Source organism: Natrinema soli (genome assembly GCF_028618695.1).
This window is the reverse complement of record NZ_JAQIVI010000008.1, coordinates 1-15,415: the sequence shown is the minus strand read 5'-3', so window position 1 is coordinate 15,415 and position 15,415 is coordinate 1. Positions and strand designations below refer to the sequence as shown.

Here is a 15,415-nt window from a genome sequence, read left to right as displayed (position 1 = left end):
TCGGCCCAGTACAGGTTGCCCGAGACGGTGTCGCCGGCCTCGAACGCGGCGTGGTTCGACTCGACGACCGTGCCGACGGCCCGTGCCCGCATCGGTTCGCCGACGGGCCACGGGTCGGCGTAGGACTCGCTGTCGCGCATCCGCCCACGCATGTACGGATCGACGGAGAGGTACGCGGTCCGGACGAGGACCTCCGTCGGTCCCGGTTCGGGGATCGTCTCCTCGGTCAGTTCGAAATCATCGGCCGTCGGTTCGCCGGTCGGTCTGCTCGCGAGGTGCCACTGTCGATTGTGTGTTGATACCATGTCTCTCGGCCACTTCGGCGGCCTCGGTCATGACGGTGGTGATAGGAGCAACTGGGACGTGATGGGGCACAGCCGTGTTCGCATCGCCATTTTGCGGGCAACAGACCCCGCCCCAGCTGACGCCACTGTGGCGGACCTGCTCCGAGATCCACTCGGCGAGTCTGATCACGGCCATCACCACGGCATCGATTTCGAATGCCGTGCAGCTGTTCCCGCGATCGGTGTCCAGGCGAATGTTCTCGGCGCGGAACGCGGTGGTCGCATCCGTGCGCATCGCAGCCATATGGGAGGCCGTTTCAACGACTGGTGTCGAGTGACCCTTGCAGAGCGGTGGACTACCGTGTGGACTCTGTCCGTCGTCCACTCGGCGCGTCCCGGGGGCGAGCTTGGCAGGATGCCGGGACTCGTCGACGGCGGTCCCCTCGTGGCGGCACTGTGGGGCCATGCCGATCGCAGTATGGTCGGCTCCAGGGCCAGCGCCGCGATGCCGGGCGTCGCTCCCGGCGGCCGCCTCGGGCCCGATGACGGCATCGAAGAAATCATCGCGCGTCCGCTCACCACGACCGAGGTCATCCGGCGACGTCAACGCGTCGACGTCCGACGGGGATCACGATCTTCAGTGCCCGCCTTCAGCTCGTCCGCTGGTTCTTTCATGAGGTTACGTTCGGCCGTGAACAGACCACTCCTTTCGCTACCCGGAATAGTACTGATTCGTTTCCTCTTTGTCCACAGCGCAGAGCCCTTGGCATCCTTTCACTCTAAGGGGGCTTTTGCTTGTTCCGTGTCATCACTGCGCTGGCGGACACGCCGACCACGATCGCATTCCTGACGACGTCGGATGAGGGCGAACCGCTGTCCGCCACCGAGTGGGAACGAGTTCGGAAGATTCCGCGTTCTGTCTGCGGATATCTGAGGGCCGTCTCTTTGCCATTGCTGCTCACCGGCGGGTTTATCCTCCCGTACGTGGTGGGCTAACGCCACCCTCTCGGTAGCGTGTGCGCTACACGGCTGGAGGAAGCTGGGTGACGAATTCATGACAGAGGAGACACTTGCCAGCGAGGAATGGTGGACCGAGTATCAAACGATCGTCAACGCTGACCCGGAAATGGAGCTACACGGCCGGGACGCGTTCGATGAGAATTTCGTCGTCGGTATTGGGGAGGAGCACTTCCTCATCGAGATGCTGGACGGTGCGGTACAGGACGTCCGAACCCCGGGCCTAGACGATGCCTGGTCGTTCGGCGTCGTCGGACCGCGCGACGCGTGGGATGAATTCGTGAGCGAGGTGCCTGCGCCTCACCACAACGAGGTGTTCGCGTCCTTCTACCGCACCGCGGTGAAGGGGGAAGAAGGGTATTTCGATCTCATCGGAAACCACAAGAAAATCTTCCAGAACTTCCGCTCGTTCCAGCGGGCACTCGATCTGATGCGGACGGCCCACACCGGTGGCGAACCGCGTACCGAGGGTACCATCCGGCCATCGGAACCGGCAGACGAACCGATTACCGGACAGTACGTCACTGTCGATCTCGACGGCGTCGATCATCGCATCTACTACGAGGCAGCGGGACCTGACGACGGCATTCCGCTGCTCTGCCAACATACGGCGGGCTGTAACAACCAGCAGTGGCGCCACGTTCTGAATGACCCGGAGATTACCGAACACTTCCGTGTGATCGCATACGACCTGCCGCGACACGGGAAGTCAATTCCCCCATCGAGCGAGTCGTGGTGGGCCGATCAGTACGATCTCACCGCCGAACGGTTTACGGACACGATCGTCTCCATCGCCGATGCGCTTGAACTCGAAGATCCGGTGTTCATCGGCTCGAGCATGGGCGGCACGATCACGCTCGAACTGGCGGACTGGTACCCCGGCCGGTTCCAAGCGCTCATCGGCCTCGAGGCAGGCCTGTTCACGCCGGGGTTCTACATCCAGTGGCTCGACCACCCGCACGTCAACACGAACGACGTGAACTCCTCTGCCACATGGGGTCTGATGGCTCCCCACGGGCCGGAGTGGGCGCGCCGCGAAACGCTCTATCTATACGAACAGGGGGCCAACGGCGTCCTCAAGGGCGACCTCCACTACTACTCTGTCGAACACGACTATCGCGAGTCCGCCGACGAGATCGTCGCCACGCAGGTGCGGATGTATCTCATGAACGGGGAGTACGATTACCTGACCAACCCCGACGATGCGCGCGAGGCCGCCGCGGCTATCGGCGACGGCGCGACTGCCCACGAGATGAAAGCGACCGGTCACTTCCCGATGAGCGAGCGGCCGGAGCTCTTCCGGGCCTACATAAAGCCCGTGCTCGACGATATCCGTGGCGTCCGAGACGAGCCCGTTCCCGACGTGTTCGCGCCCGAGGACGTCGGCGTCGACGTGAACAAATAGTCAGACCCATGACCACTAACCAGTTTTCTCCCGAGACGTACACCGGCATGCCGGACGGGACGCAGGTCCCGGCGCCACAGCTGATCAAGAACGCACGCATGCTTATCGTCGGCTACGAGGCCGATCCTGAGGTGCTCGAGGCGGCGTTACCACTGGGCCTCGAACCGCACCCGAACAACCTCGTCCAGATGAACATGTATCAGGTACCGTCGGCAACGCAGACGAGCCACCTCGAGCCGTACACGCTCACCTACCTAACCGTGGAGGTCGCCGACCACGACAGCACCGCCATCAGTGAGGCACAGGGCGAGCTGTCCGTTCCCGGCCGGTTCTGGGTCGGTTACTGGAACGATTCGCCGCAGATGCAGGCGTTCGCTCGCGAGGGCGGCGGGATCCCGAGTCAAGCCGGATCGTGTGAGTGGGCGGAAGACGACGGCGAGTTGGTCTCGACGCTCTCGGTCAACGGTGAGCCGGTAATTCTGACTGAGGCGAGCGTCGGTGACGACCACATCGACACGCTCACCGGCCACCTCCACTACTACGCCCACCGGCAGCTTCCGGAGCCAACCGGCGGGCATGCACAGATCAGCGAACTCGTCGAATTCCCGATCCCGTTCGTCAGCGAACTCTATGAGGCCGAGGTCAACCGAATCGACTTCGACTTCCCCGAGGGCTCGCGGGCCCAACAGTTCGCCCCGACGGAACCGCTCTCGACGCCGTCGATCCTCCACGGGACGGTCACGTTCACCTATCCGCAGGGGCGGCGCATCCGGGATTATATCGCGGAGGAGGGCTAGGCAGCGGCTGGCAATCACATTTTTGCGGGAGCCACGTGCTGAGGCGGTGACCTCCGTCGTGGCCGTGAGTGACGTTTTCGTCGAGCAGCGGGTAGTGAGTTTTGTTGTGGTAGTAAGAGAGGCTACTAGTGATGGATCTTCTCACCACAGATGCCCGGCATGATCCGGGAGGAAGGCCGCTTTAACCCGGCTGTACGCGTTCGAAGATCGCGTCGCGATCTTCGAGCCAGTCAGAAAGCGGCGAGTTCTAATGGCGCTGGAACGCATGTCCGGAGTCGTCACCGGACGGTGACCTGTGACGGCCCACGCGAAACGTCCGTGAGCCGCGAGGAAACGCGCAACCGGAGTATTCCCTTCGGAGATTCATGGTCTTTCGGCCATGGAGCGGACACTCAACTCCGGACGCAGACGTATCGAGTCCGAGGGGGCATCCCTCCCCTGCTTCCACTCAACGGCGAAGACGGCATCGTGGAGCGAGTTGCGTCTTTGGTCCACGACAGCTAAGCGGATGCGAGTCGATGAACTGCGCCGGTTGATGATCGACGGCCTTGAACTATCGTTCACTTGCGGGTAAACTGGCCCGAGGCCGTTCGGTGCTCGTCTCAGTCCCGCCACTCGCGCTGTCGGTCGGCGATCGCTCGCAGTCGTTTCGTGCGTCAATCCCGCCACTCGGTCGGCTAGCACGGATCAATGCGCAGTATCGGTATCTCTTTTATTGCGCAATCTCTAGATAGCTAGTAGCAATGGACAGGATTTTCGCGAACGGGTGCTCCCAGTGGAGCGCTCCAGGAAGCATCGGTTATTGGACTACGGCTGCCACAGCCGTCCCCAGCTCGGTTTCGCTCGAGTGTGTCTGCCAGGGTTGGGCGGCATGAACGCGGTCGTCCTCGCGGGTGGGTACGCGACGCGGATGTGGCCGCTCACAAAAGAGCGGCCGAAGATGTTTCTCCCGATCGGTGAGGAAACCGTGATCGACCGGATCCTCGCCGAACTCGAGACGGACGCGCGGATCGACGACGTCTACATCAGCACGAACGAGTGCTTCGCCCCCGACTTCGAGGCGTATCTTGCCCCCAGCGAGTTCGACAAGCCACGGCTCTCGATCGAGGAGACGGTTGACGAAGACGAGAAGTTCGGCGTCGTCGGGGCACTGGCACAGCTCGTCGACCGGGAAGCGATCGATGACGATCTGTTGGTCATCGCCGGCGATAACCTGATTAGTTTCGATATCTCGGCGTTCGTCGATATCTTTGCGGAGCGCGACGCACCGACGCTCGCCGCCTACGACGTTGGCTCACGCGAAAAGGCGAAATCCTACGGGCTCGTCGAACTCGAGGGGGATCGCGTCGTCGACTTTCAGGAGAAACCCGCCGATCCAAAGAGCACGCTCGTCTCGATCGCCTGCTATGCCTTCCCGCAGGACTCGCTGTCGCTGCTGGCGACCTATCTCGCCGGGGAGAACAACCCCGACGAACCCGGCTGGTTCATCCAGTGGCTCCAAGCGCAGGAAGCGACCTACGCGTATACGTTCGAGGGTGCGTGGTTCGATATTGGCACGCCGGCCAGCTATCTCGATGCTGTTGCCTGGCATCTCGATGGGGAATCACGCGTGGCCGACAGTGCGACGCTCGAGAACGCGACGGTCGGTCCGAACGTCCACGTGATGGACGGCGCAACGCTCATTGATGCGTCGGTTGAGGATGCGGTCGTCTTCCCCGGCGTGACACTTGAGGGAACGGCCCTCGAGCGGTCGATCGTCGGCGCGGAAACGCAACTCGACGACTGCTCGCTCGACGGCGCACTGATCGGGCCCGACCTCGAGGTCACGACCGGATCCGTCTTGCCATCGGATGAACGTACGATGGGTCGCTAATCGTCTTGTCGTTCTCCTAGTTGCGGACGTCCCGCACTAATTCTTCGCCGGCATCAAGCAGCGTCTGTACCAGCGTTGTGTCCGCCGCTTCAGCGTACACCCGCAAGACCGGTTCGGTGCCGCTCGGCCGGAGCAGCAGCCACGAGCCGTCGTCGCGCGTGAGTTTGAATCCATCCGCGGTATTCACATCCGCAATAGTGCCGCCGGCGATCGCGTCGGGGATCTCGGCCTCGAGTGCGGAGAGGACGGCCGCTTTCTGCTCGTCAGGGCACGCAACGCTGCGTTTGTCTTGCCGAATCGATCCATGGGTGGCAAGCAGGCGATCAACGCGATCGTCGAGTGGTTCCTCGGCATGCATCGCCGTTGCAATCAGGGCCATCAGCACGCCGTCTTTCTCGCGTACGTGCCCGTCAATCGTGAAGCCGCCCGATTCTTCACCGCCAACCAGCGCCTCGTGGTCAGCCATCCCCTGGGCAACCCATTTGAAGCCGACCGGGACTTCGTAGGCAGTCTCGCCATGGGCGTCCGCAATCCGGTCGAGCAGCTGTGTTGTCGAGACCGTGCGGATCACTGGTCCCGACGCCTGTTCGAGCAGGTAGTCATAGAGCGCAGCGAAAAAGAGGTTTTCATCGAGATAGCCCCGTTTCGGAGTGACGATTGCAAGACGATCCGCGTCCCCATCGTTCGCAATGCCCAGGTCGGCCTCGTGTGACTGGACGTGGTCGATCAGCGGCTCGAGGTTTTCGGGCGCGGGCTCTGGCGCGGTTCCACCAAAGGTCGGATCAGACTCACACCGCAGCCGGTCGACCGCCACCCCGGCCCGTTCGAGCAGGGCGTCCGTCGTGGCCCGCCCACTACCGTGCATGGCATCGTAGGCCACGGTCAGATCGGTCTCCACACGGTCGCTATCGACCAGCTCAAGCACGTGCTCGGCGTGGGGCGAAACGAAATCAGCCGTGCGAAGCGTCCCGCGCTCACCACTCGAGGCGGCGTGTGGCTCGGCGAGTCGATCGGCGATCGCATCCGTTACCGAAGGAAGGGCGGGGGCCCCATCGCTTGGGATGAACTTTACGCCGTTGTATTCCGGCGGATTGTGGGAGGCCGTGATGACGAGCGCGCCCGCGAGGGTGCGGTCGACGATGCCGTAGGCGAACACCGGCGTTGGTCGATCGCGTTCCGGGAGGACAACGTCAAACCCGTTCGCACACAGGACGTCCGCGAGCTCCTCGGCAAACTCCGCCGAGCGCTCCCGGGCATCGTAACCAACTGCGACTGGTCGCTCATCGCCGGTGTCCGTGAGATAGGTTGCGACTGCCTGGCCAACGGCCCGCACGCGCGGGACCGTGAACTCCTCGAGTGGTGCCCGCCAGCCATCCGTGCCGAACGTAATTGCATCAGTGTCCATACACTGATTTTGTTCACATCTAACAAAAGGACACTGTCTCGTTGTGCGTGTCTCCCCGACGTCACAGGGGTGTTCTTCGGTTCAGCTGTGTCGACTGTCTCGCCGCGTCATGGGGTGGCAGCGTCTCGCTCCACGACTGGGCGTTCGACATCACCTGGTGACCGTGGACATCTGGCCGGCGACTTGCGGTGGCCGACGGTGCCACGCTCGAGCACACGACCGTTGGCGGACCCGTCCACGTGATGGCCGGTGTGTCACTCCTTGGTGTTAATCGTGATGAAATGGGAACATTCCAGGCACGATACGCGAGGCGACAGCCCACGAGCGGGCGATCATCGGCGAGAACCCTCCTCACGGCTGTTCGCTTGCCGGAGCACTGCTCGGGCTGGCGCACCAGTTGACGGACAGCCGTGGTCTCCTGTCGCCTGTCCAGGGTGGTTAAGAGAGGACAACTGGGTGCAGTGGCTGTGGGTGAGAAGTGACTAAGCACCCTACGACTCGGGCCGGACTACCTAAAACAGCGAGAGAGTCCCGCCGTTTATGGCGTTGACGAGACGCGAAGCGTCTCGTTCGCACATCAGAACGCGAAACGTTCTGAGGACGGGCGTGAATCGCGTCATTCGACGACGCGAACCACCGATTACTCCTCGGCCGGAGTCTCCAAGTCGTCGGCGGCGTGGATCAACATCCCTCGCCACGTCAGGCCGTGTTCGTTTTTCACACGTTTGATGCGCTCGTACTGTTCGTCGTCGGGGACTTCGATGTTAACGTGGTTCGACACAGCACCTACGATAACCCGTAGGTTTATGTTAGTTATGCTCGTACACAGAAGTAGCGATGAAGCGCACCAACGAGTTCGAAGTCGTTCCTCAGTCCGACGAGGACGAGGAGTTGCTTCGTCGACTGTTGGACGCTTCAGCCGCTCTCTGGAACGAGATCAATTATCAGCGCCGAACCAACTTCGACGACCCGGACGGCGACGTTTGGGAAATCGACGAGTACCGCGGTCGGTACGGCGGTACGCTCGGCGCGTCAACCGTTCAGCAGATCGAACGCAAGAACCGCGAAGCGTGGCGCTCGTTCTTCGCACTCCGAGAGAAGGGCGAAGCCAACGGCAAGCCCGGCTTCTGGGGCAACCAAGACGAGGGCCGCGAACTGCGGACGTACATCCGCAACACGTCGTACTCGGTCGAGTGGGGCGACTACTCCCGGCTCGAGATACTTGTCGGCCAAGACCTGAAAGAAGAGTACGGTCTTGGATACCAAGAACGCCTCCGGCTCGAGGTTCGCGGCGAACCCAATTGGAAAGAGTACGACAAACAGGGCCGGTTGGAACTGTATTACGACGACGTGAACGAGATGTTCAGGGCCTTTCAGCCAGTCACTATCGACAATTCTCGACTGGCACACCCACTGGCGGACGAAACCGCCGCTCTGGACATCGGCGCAAATAATAACGTCGCTTGTACGGTTTCGACTGGCGAGCAGTACCTGTACGAAGGCCGCGACCTGTTCAAGCGGTTCCGCGAGACTACGCAACGGATCGCAGAACTGCAATCGAAGCTCCGCGAAGGCCGGTACAGTTCGAAGCAAATCGACTCACTGTATCGACGCCGGACGCGACGGCGCAACCACGCAATGGACGCAATCGCTCGCGACTTGATCGAACGGCTGTACGACGAGGGCGTTTCGACAGTATATGTCGGCGATCTCACCGACGTACTCGAGACGCACTGGTCGGTTCGGACGAACGCCAAGTTGCACAACTTCTGGGCGTTCCGGCGGTTCGTCGGACGACTCGCCGATACCGCCGAAGAGTATGGCATCTCCGTCGAAGTCCGCACGGAAGCGTGGACCTCCCAGACGTGTCCGAACTGCGGTTCGACCGAGGACACGACTCGGCACCAGGACACGCTGACGTGTTCTTGCGGCTTCGAAGGCCACGCGGATCTCGTTGCAAGCGAGACGTTCCTGAGACGTCATCAGAACTCTCCGAGTTCTGATTGGCGAACGAGACACTTTGTGTCTCGTCAACGGCACGAAACGGTAGCACGGCCGATGGCACGGCCCGTGTGCCTCAAGTGGGACAGTCACGACTGGCTGGAGTCATCACGCTCTCCCCGTCCCAACGAGGAGCACACGAACCCGCAAGTTGCCTCCGTGGTCGTTCGAGACGACGAAGTCGTCTCGTGATGACGAGAGAGCTTGCTCTCTCGAACCAACTCGGCATAGCCGAGACTCCCAGCGCGAGGAAACCCCGGCGTTCACGCCGGGGAGGATGTCATTGGGCGAGCTGCTCAACGGCGCAGCCAATTAGCTCCGAGGGAGAAGCGTCCGACGAAAAGCCTGCCCAGTCTACTGGTGGCTCGAGGCCGCTGCGTCGGCGTCGGTGTACTGCGCACAGACCCGCCGGAGTCCCTCCTCGAAGTCGATCGCGGGTTCCCACCCGGTCGCCTCGCGCATCGTCGACGCATCGGCGCAGGTGTCGTGGACGTACACCGAGTCAGGAATCGGGTTTGCGACGTACTCCGGTTCGATATCGGTCCCGAGTTCGTCGGTGAGCATGTCGACGACCGTATTGAAACTGTAGGCGTCGCCCGTCCCGAGGTTGTAGATGCCGGTGAGCTCGTGGTCGGCGGCGAGCTCGAGCCCGCGGACGATATCCGAGACGTGGGTGAAATCCCGCGTCTGTGTGCCGTCACCGTACAGTACTGGTTGGTCGCCAGTGGCGATATCGTCGGCGAACTGGGCGATCACGTTGGCGTACTCGCCCTTGTGTTCCTCGGCGCCGCCGTAGCCCTGATAGACCGAGAAAAAGCGCATCCCGGCGACGCTCATCTCGTAGTGATTGGCGAAGTACTCGCCGTAGCGCTCGCGGGCGAGTTTCGAGGCTTCGTAGCCGGTGTTGACGGCGACCGGCATGTCGACCGGCGAGGGCTCGGTGCGACTGCCGTAAATCGAGGACGTCGACGCATAGACGACCGTCTCACAGCCGTCCTGGCGGGCCTGCTCGACCACGTTGACGAACCCCTCGACGTTGACGCGGGCTCCCGTGGTCGGATCGTCCTCGTGCATCGCATAGGAGGAGAGTGCCGCGAGGTGGAAGACGACGTCGACGTCCGTCGGGAGGTCGTCCTCGAGGACGCTACGGCTGTGGAATTCGATACCCTCGTCGAGATTCGCGGGCGTGCCGAGGTACTCGTCGTCGATCACGATCACATCGTTGGCCGCCGCGAGGTGATTTGCGAGATTCGAGCCGATAAAGCCTGCGCCGCCAGTCACGAGGATCCGCGTCTCGTCCATGCAGTGACGGTGTGACCCAACTCTGATAACTCTATATATTTTCTTAGGAGTATGCCATACAATGCGGCAAACGTGTGACTGACGCTACCGCAAGCTGAAATCTCGTGGTGGGAGTCCTCCGCGTTCAGCCGGAGAAGGGGAGCAAGCTACGTATCTGCGTCCGAATATCGGTCGTCGCCAGGCTCAATCACTTCGTCGAGCCGATACACACGAACCCCTTCTGCGGGTTCTTCAACGCGTTCAGCAGCCCAGGCACCCGACCTTGAGACCCTTGCACGACCTGCCAGGACATCTTCAATCACTGCGTCACGGACCCATTCGGCATCGTTCCGGTCTGTCTCGTCTGTCTGAGCACCACTCTCATCAGACATCGCGATCACTCGGATCGAGTTTCACACACAGCACGTCATGGGCCGGTTCAGTTGGTTCGCTGACAACAGGTGCCCGGAGCAGCGGGATACCCTCGTCGGAGCAGATCCCGACCTGACACTCCTGGAGGTCGACCTCCGGCGGGACGTTGTTCTGTTTGATATTGGCGGTGTAGGTTCCATCCGGGAACGCCATCCAGAGATACACGTGGTCTAAGGGGTGGGTCTCGCCGTCGCGCGTGTGGATCACCGCATTCTGGTAAATTCTCTCGTCAATCGTGAACTCGAGGTACTGTGTCTGGAGAGGGTCCTCACTAAGAACTTCGGCGAGCCCTTCAACCACCTTCCCAAAAGGACTCTTCAGGCGCTCATGGATTTCGGGGTGGTCCTCGAGCCACGCTTCCTGTTCGTCGTCATCGAGCGTGGCCAGCGCCGCTGTGAGCTGGGTGACCGAACAGCCGTCTGGGTTTTCGAGAACTGCTTGCTGGCGAGCCTTGACGAGGTCATGGTCATCGTTACTCATCATATAGTCCTGCAGCCTTTCGACGTCGGTTGAGTGTGGTCTTAATACTGTTGACATCCCCCTGCTCGCACGCCGTTTCGAGTTCCGAGATGGCGTGGGCGATCGGGGACGTCCTCGAGTTGCGATCGGCAGTCACTGAGTTCATCGTTGTTGGAGTGTGTCACACAATGGTAAGATCCGGTATAGGTTTTCATAGATGGTTCTCAACCGGTATTATATGAGCAGCACCGACTGGCATCCGCCATCGCGGATACCTCGATCGCCTCCTCGAGGACACTGACGTGCGCGAGACGTGCTGGATCGTGCCAGCAAACGCTCATTTCCGAGTAATCATGCCTCGAGTCACTAACTGGACACGAGAGTCGAATACCTACGCTGGCATATCGAAACACCGACTGGAGCACGAGCTGTTCTGCATCGCGCCCCGGACTCCTACGCATACAAGTGGCGGGCAGCGATCCTTGTCGACGGCTATCCAATCTGGTCGCGAGGCTTCGAGACAAAAGAAGCGACCAGCTTTCGGGATATGCTTCGGGACCAACCGGCTCCCGAACTCTTTTGTCCGGAATGTCCGAACGACGATGTCATCGTCGGCCAGAAATCTATGGATAATGCGAAGGTCCAGCGATGGTTCAACTGTCCTGGCTGTGGCTACGAGGCACTCTCGCAAATCGTCTACGGCGCAGAATACGAACAGCAGGTGAGAGCGCAAGCGAGTCGCTCAAAGCTACTATGTGTCTCGAGGAGCGGTCGCAGTTCAACTAGTCGTCGTCACCTCGTCTTCGATCAACCGTTCGAAATCACCTCCCCTCCCGTACTCGTCTCTGTGAGCGAGTGCTGTTTGCCCCCTTGGTGTGGATTGATCCCACAGAAGATATTCGCCCTATCTCTGCAATTTCCTTGATGGTTTTGCGGCAACTACAGCTCTGTCCACCAGTCTGCTCGCCGCCACCGAGTGCACGAGCGCGCACTGGACTCCGAATCACAACACACATATTGCGCCCGAAAAACATTCGGCTGATGGAATTAACCGACTGCCAACTATTGGTGACTGGGGGTGCAGGACTTGTCGGGTCCGAGCTCACCCGGCAACTCGTTCCCGACAACGACGTCGTCGTCGTCGATGATCTCTCGAACGGACTTCAGGATTCGATCCCCGACGACGCAACGCTTCTCCAGGGCGATCTCACGTTGCAGGCGACGGTCGACGAGGTCATCACCGCTGATATCGATGCCGTGTTCCACTGCGCGGCCGCCGACAAGTACGTCAACAGTGACGACCCGCGAAAACAGTTCGAGACGAACGTCGGCATGACGCATTCGGTGCTCGAGCGAATGGACGAGGTCGGCGTTGACAACATCGCGTTCACGTCGTCGTCGACCGTGTACGGGGAAGCGCCGCGCCCAACGCCGGAAGATTACGCCCCGCTCGAACCGATCAGCAACTACGGGGCTGCCAAGCTGTCCGAGGAGTCGCTCCTCTCCGTCTACGCGCACTCACACGACGTTACCGTCTGGAATTTCCGGTTCGCAAACGTCCTCGGACCACGATTCGGCGCCGGTGTCGTGCCGGACTTCGTCGAGAAACTCGACGACAACCCGGACGTGCTGACGATCCTCGGCAACGGCCGCCAGGAGAAATCCTTCATGGCCGTCGAGGAGTGCGCCGATGCCATTCGCCACGTCGTCGAGCACGCCTCCGGGGCGGCGACGATGCACACCTACAATCTGGGAACCCGAACCACGACCTCTGTCGATCGGATCGCTGACATCGTCGCGGACGAGATGGGACTCGACCCTGCCTACGAGTACACCGGCGGCGACCGCGGCTGGACCGGCGACGTCCCGAAGATGCGCCTCTCGATCGAGAAACTCGCTGCGCTCGGGTGGGAACCGACCCTGAGCAGCGACGACGCAGTCCGTCGGATCGCTGGTCAGTTGGTCGATCGGCTCGAGACCAACTGAGAACGCCGTCTGCTCCGACGGAGATGGTTTGCTCGGATGCAACTGCGTGAAATTTGCATACTTATCCATATTACATGAAAGGGTGAATGGCACTGTCTAGTTAAGCGATTCTAACGTCAAACGCCGTTTCAGCGTCTGTCGAAGCAACACCGATGGGATCTGGGACCATTACTGTTTATGGGACGTTTGCTGAAGCAGCCGAATTTTCGCTGCTCGTGGAACAGGGTCTCTTTATGTTAAATCATAGATGGTAATTTCACAACCGATACCGTCACTTCATTGTCGTCCTGTCTTGCGGTTTCCCTTATCTAGACAGTACCGGGTGAATTATCATGTTCAGGAATGCTTATTACCATTCGAAAGACACAGAGATAGACACAGTAGCGATTCAAGTGATAATGAGTACACAAGACCAATCAACTCCGCTGGACGTGGGCGACGCAGCGACGGACCGAGGGCTCACGATCCACGACGCGGACGAGTTGCTCGTCGGGGCCGACAGCGACGTGACGCCGGCGATCAGCGTCGTCATGCCGACACTCAACGAAGAGGACGGCGTCGGTGAATGTATCGAGCGAGCGAAAACCGCGATCGTCGAACTCGGCATCACCGCCGAGATCATTCTCAGCGATAGTTCGACCGACCGAACGCCCGAGATCGGCCGCGAGATGGGCGCGATCGTTGTCGAACCCGACGGGAAGGGCTACGGCTACGCCTACCGGTACGCGTTCGATCGCGCGCGAGGGGACTACATCGTGATGGGCGACGCAGACACGACCTACGACTTCGAGCAGATCCCGCGCCTGCTGGCCCATCTCCAGGAAGAAGACGCGGATATGGTGATGGGGAGTCGCCTCGAGGGCGAGATCAGGCCCGGGTCGATGCCGCCGCTCCACCAGCATATCGGGAATCCGCTGTTGACGTCGTTCCTGAACGCGTTCTACGGCGCTGGGGTGAGCGATTCACACAGTGGGTTCCGGATCTTCACTCAGGAGGCCTACGAGACGATGGACCTCGAGACGACCGGGATGGAGTTCGCCAGCGAGATGATCATGAAAGCCGGCGCGACGGATCTCGAGATCGTCGAGACACCGATCGTCTACCACGAACGCGAAGGCGAGGAGACCCTCGAGAGTTTCCGCGACGGCTGGCGGCACGTCCACTTCATGCTCGTGAACGCGCCGGGCTATCTGTTCTCGGCGCCTGGACTCCTGATGTGTTTGCTCGGAATCGGCGTGATGGGCGTCACGTTCACCAGCACTGCAGTCAACGGCGTTACCCTCGGACTCCACTCGATGATCGCCGGGAGCCTGTTGACCATCGTCGGCTATCAGATCTCCACGCTTGGAGTGTTCGCCGCCGTGACGACCGATCCCATCCGGAAACCCGAGGATCCGATCACGCAGCGCGTGACGGAGTCACTGTCGCTCGAACACGGTGCGACGGCCGGCCTACTCGTGTTCGCCGTCGGCGGACTCTACGCGGCGGGCCTGCTCCTCCAGTGGGCGACGAACGGCTTCGCCTCACTCGAGTTCACGATGGGCGCGATGGTGGCCTTTACGGCGGTCGTCATCGGGCTCCAGACGGTGTTCTCGTCGTTCTTCCTGAGCGCCGTCAATCAGTAGCGCTCCGTCGAACATTCTTCTCGCGGTTCGTACCGTGGCTGCATGTTAACTTCATAAGTCATCTTTGAACGCTTTGGCAGCTCGTTTCTCACGGATTGCTCGGAACTCATTTGCCTCGTACGATGGGAAATTGGGTTCCGTTTCTCGGAGCGAGTTCTCTGAACGCGCGGAGATGGTGTCTCGAAACGTGAAGTTGTTGCTGATGCCGATCAGTCCGCCGTCTTTCCGTTGAATCAGGCGCAAAGCCGCGCCCTTCAGGGAGGGGAGGATGTCAATGCGCACCGAACGTGAACAAAGACGGCGATTCAGCCCCGCCTTGAGGGCAAGGCTGTCTCGCCTGCCTCCACGTAACAGATAGCGGGAGGTAGATTTGAACTACCGATCTGCGGGTTATGAGCCCGCCGGAATCTCCTGGCTATCCCATCCCGCTGCCTGACTGTCTCTGGTGGCCCTGATTAAGGGTTGGGATTCGCGTGCCCGCGCTGCCCGCTGCTCCGAGCATCGCCGTGCAGCCACCGACGCATGAAGCGGCGCTCTCCCGGCGACTGGGACGCTGCGTCCTGCTGCAGCTACCGTGGTGAATCGCTACTGCGTCACAGGTAGAGCGTCTCACAGCGCGGTTCTCTGAGAGAACTGGCGAACAACAGGACAGTCGAAGAGCAAGTTGTTTAATAGGGGCCTGCATTGACTTTGGAGAGTCCGCTATGCAACCACTTCAACAGGCAATCCCCATCGATCCGCAGCAGTACGTCCCGCCACTTGTCAGCGCGGTCACGACTGTCGTCTTGTTCGTCGTCGCATTCGCGCTCATTTACCTGCTCGGGAAGTACTTCATGACCCGGACAGTAGA

Annotated in this window: 11 protein-coding genes, 1 tRNA gene and 3 pseudogenes; 8 read left to right on the top strand and 7 right to left on the bottom strand. The window is 60.9% G+C overall.

From position 1 onward, the window contains the following. Both PGX04_RS00865 and PGX04_RS00860 read right to left on the bottom strand, forming a co-directional pair. A pseudogene (locus tag PGX04_RS00865) lies at positions 1–305 on the bottom strand (NADP-dependent oxidoreductase); the annotation flags it as partial. Further along, a complete protein-coding gene (locus PGX04_RS00860) occupies positions 238–891 on the bottom strand; it encodes a hypothetical protein (RefSeq protein ID WP_273736789.1) in 654 nt (217 codons plus the stop codon). The pseudogene PGX04_RS00865 and the gene PGX04_RS00860, both read right to left, overlap by 68 nt. Positions 892–1,338: 447 nt before the next feature. On the opposite strand from PGX04_RS00860, the gene PGX04_RS00855 reads away from it, so the two are divergent. From PGX04_RS00855 to PGX04_RS00845, 3 genes are all read left to right on the top strand, one after another. Continuing rightward, positions 1,339–2,706, top strand: coding sequence for an alpha/beta fold hydrolase (locus tag PGX04_RS00855; RefSeq protein ID WP_273736788.1), 1,368 nt, complete (start codon positions 1,339–1,341; stop codon positions 2,704–2,706). An 8-nt stretch (positions 2,707–2,714) separates the two neighbouring features. Next, positions 2,715–3,503 (top strand): acetoacetate decarboxylase family protein, encoded by a 789-nt coding sequence (locus tag PGX04_RS00850; protein ID WP_273736787.1) that lies wholly within the window; start codon positions 2,715–2,717, stop codon positions 3,501–3,503. A gap of 871 nt (positions 3,504–4,374) precedes the next feature. Beyond that, positions 4,375–5,376, top strand: a complete 1,002-nt coding sequence (locus PGX04_RS00845; protein WP_273736786.1) for a nucleotidyltransferase family protein — start codon at positions 4,375–4,377, stop codon at positions 5,374–5,376. A gap of 16 nt (positions 5,377–5,392) precedes the next feature. Here the strand turns inward: PGX04_RS00845 and PGX04_RS00840 are convergent, their stop codons facing one another. Then, complete coding sequence (locus PGX04_RS00840; RefSeq protein ID WP_273736785.1) at positions 5,393–6,781, bottom strand: phosphoglucomutase/phosphomannomutase family protein; 1,389 nt, start codon at positions 6,779–6,781, stop codon at positions 5,393–5,395. A gap of 640 nt (positions 6,782–7,421) precedes the next feature. After that, the gene (locus tag PGX04_RS00835; protein WP_176548340.1) at positions 7,422–7,562 is read right to left on the bottom strand and encodes a hypothetical protein; all 141 of its coding nucleotides are present in this window, start codon (positions 7,560–7,562) and stop codon (positions 7,422–7,424) included. Positions 7,563–7,618: 56 nt separating this feature from the next. On the opposite strand from PGX04_RS00835, the gene PGX04_RS00830 reads away from it, so the two are divergent. Continuing rightward, complete coding sequence (locus PGX04_RS00830; RefSeq protein ID WP_273736784.1) at positions 7,619–8,974, top strand: RNA-guided endonuclease InsQ/TnpB family protein; 1,356 nt, start codon at positions 7,619–7,621, stop codon at positions 8,972–8,974. A gap of 162 nt (positions 8,975–9,136) precedes the next feature. Here PGX04_RS00830 and PGX04_RS00825 read toward each other — a convergent pair whose 3' ends face one another. Beyond that, entirely contained in the window at positions 9,137–10,084 is a 948-nt protein-coding gene (locus PGX04_RS00825; protein WP_273736783.1) for an NAD-dependent epimerase/dehydratase family protein, read from the bottom strand. A gap of 363 nt (positions 10,085–10,447) precedes the next feature. Continuing rightward, on the bottom strand, positions 10,448–10,975 hold the full coding sequence (locus PGX04_RS00820) for a hypothetical protein (RefSeq protein ID WP_273736782.1): 528 nt from the start codon (positions 10,973–10,975) through the stop codon (positions 10,448–10,450). 195 nt (positions 10,976–11,170) lie between these two features. Between PGX04_RS00820 and PGX04_RS34955 the strand changes: the two are divergent. The 4 genes and pseudogenes from PGX04_RS34955 to PGX04_RS00805 form a co-directional block, all read left to right on the top strand. Further along, positions 11,171–11,298: pseudogene (locus tag PGX04_RS34955) on the top strand (DUF7995 family protein); the annotation flags it as partial. A 9-nt stretch (positions 11,299–11,307) separates the two neighbouring features. Then, positions 11,308–11,663: pseudogene (locus PGX04_RS00815) on the top strand (DUF7568 family protein); the annotation flags it as partial. A gap of 332 nt (positions 11,664–11,995) precedes the next feature. After that, positions 11,996–12,940, top strand: a complete 945-nt coding sequence (locus tag PGX04_RS00810) for an NAD-dependent epimerase/dehydratase family protein (protein WP_273736781.1) — start codon at positions 11,996–11,998, stop codon at positions 12,938–12,940. 398 nt (positions 12,941–13,338) lie between these two features. Beyond that, positions 13,339–14,565, top strand: coding sequence for a glycosyltransferase family 2 protein (locus tag PGX04_RS00805; RefSeq protein WP_273736780.1), 1,227 nt, complete (start codon positions 13,339–13,341; stop codon positions 14,563–14,565). 355 nt (positions 14,566–14,920) lie between these two features. On the opposite strand, the gene PGX04_RS00800 is transcribed toward PGX04_RS00805, so the two are convergent. Beyond that, positions 14,921–14,995 (bottom strand) — tRNA-Met (locus PGX04_RS00800). Positions 14,996–15,415 lie beyond the last annotated feature (420 nt).

What these genes read in the sequence shown, in the direction of transcription:
- PGX04_RS00855 (WP_273736788.1), top strand. Translation starts at nt 1,339, where the DNA reads ATGACAGAGGAGACACTTGCCAGCGAGGAATGGTGGACCGAGTATCAA.
- PGX04_RS00850 (WP_273736787.1), top strand. Translation starts at nt 2,715, where the DNA reads ATGACCACTAACCAGTTTTCTCCCGAGACGTACACCGGCATGCCGGAC.
- PGX04_RS00845 (WP_273736786.1), top strand. Translation starts at nt 4,375, where the DNA reads ATGAACGCGGTCGTCCTCGCGGGTGGGTACGCGACGCGGATGTGGCCG.
- PGX04_RS00840 (WP_273736785.1), bottom strand. Translation starts at nt 6,781, where the DNA reads ATGGACACTGATGCAATTACGTTCGGCACGGATGGCTGGCGGGCACCA.
- PGX04_RS00830 (WP_273736784.1), top strand. Translation starts at nt 7,619, where the DNA reads ATGAAGCGCACCAACGAGTTCGAAGTCGTTCCTCAGTCCGACGAGGAC.
- PGX04_RS00825 (WP_273736783.1), bottom strand. Translation starts at nt 10,084, where the DNA reads ATGGACGAGACGCGGATCCTCGTGACTGGCGGCGCAGGCTTTATCGGC.
- PGX04_RS00820 (WP_273736782.1), bottom strand. Translation starts at nt 10,975, where the DNA reads ATGAGTAACGATGACCATGACCTCGTCAAGGCTCGCCAGCAAGCAGTT.
- PGX04_RS00810 (WP_273736781.1), top strand. Translation starts at nt 11,996, where the DNA reads ATGGAATTAACCGACTGCCAACTATTGGTGACTGGGGGTGCAGGACTT.
- PGX04_RS00805 (WP_273736780.1), top strand. Translation starts at nt 13,339, where the DNA reads ATGAGTACACAAGACCAATCAACTCCGCTGGACGTGGGCGACGCAGCG.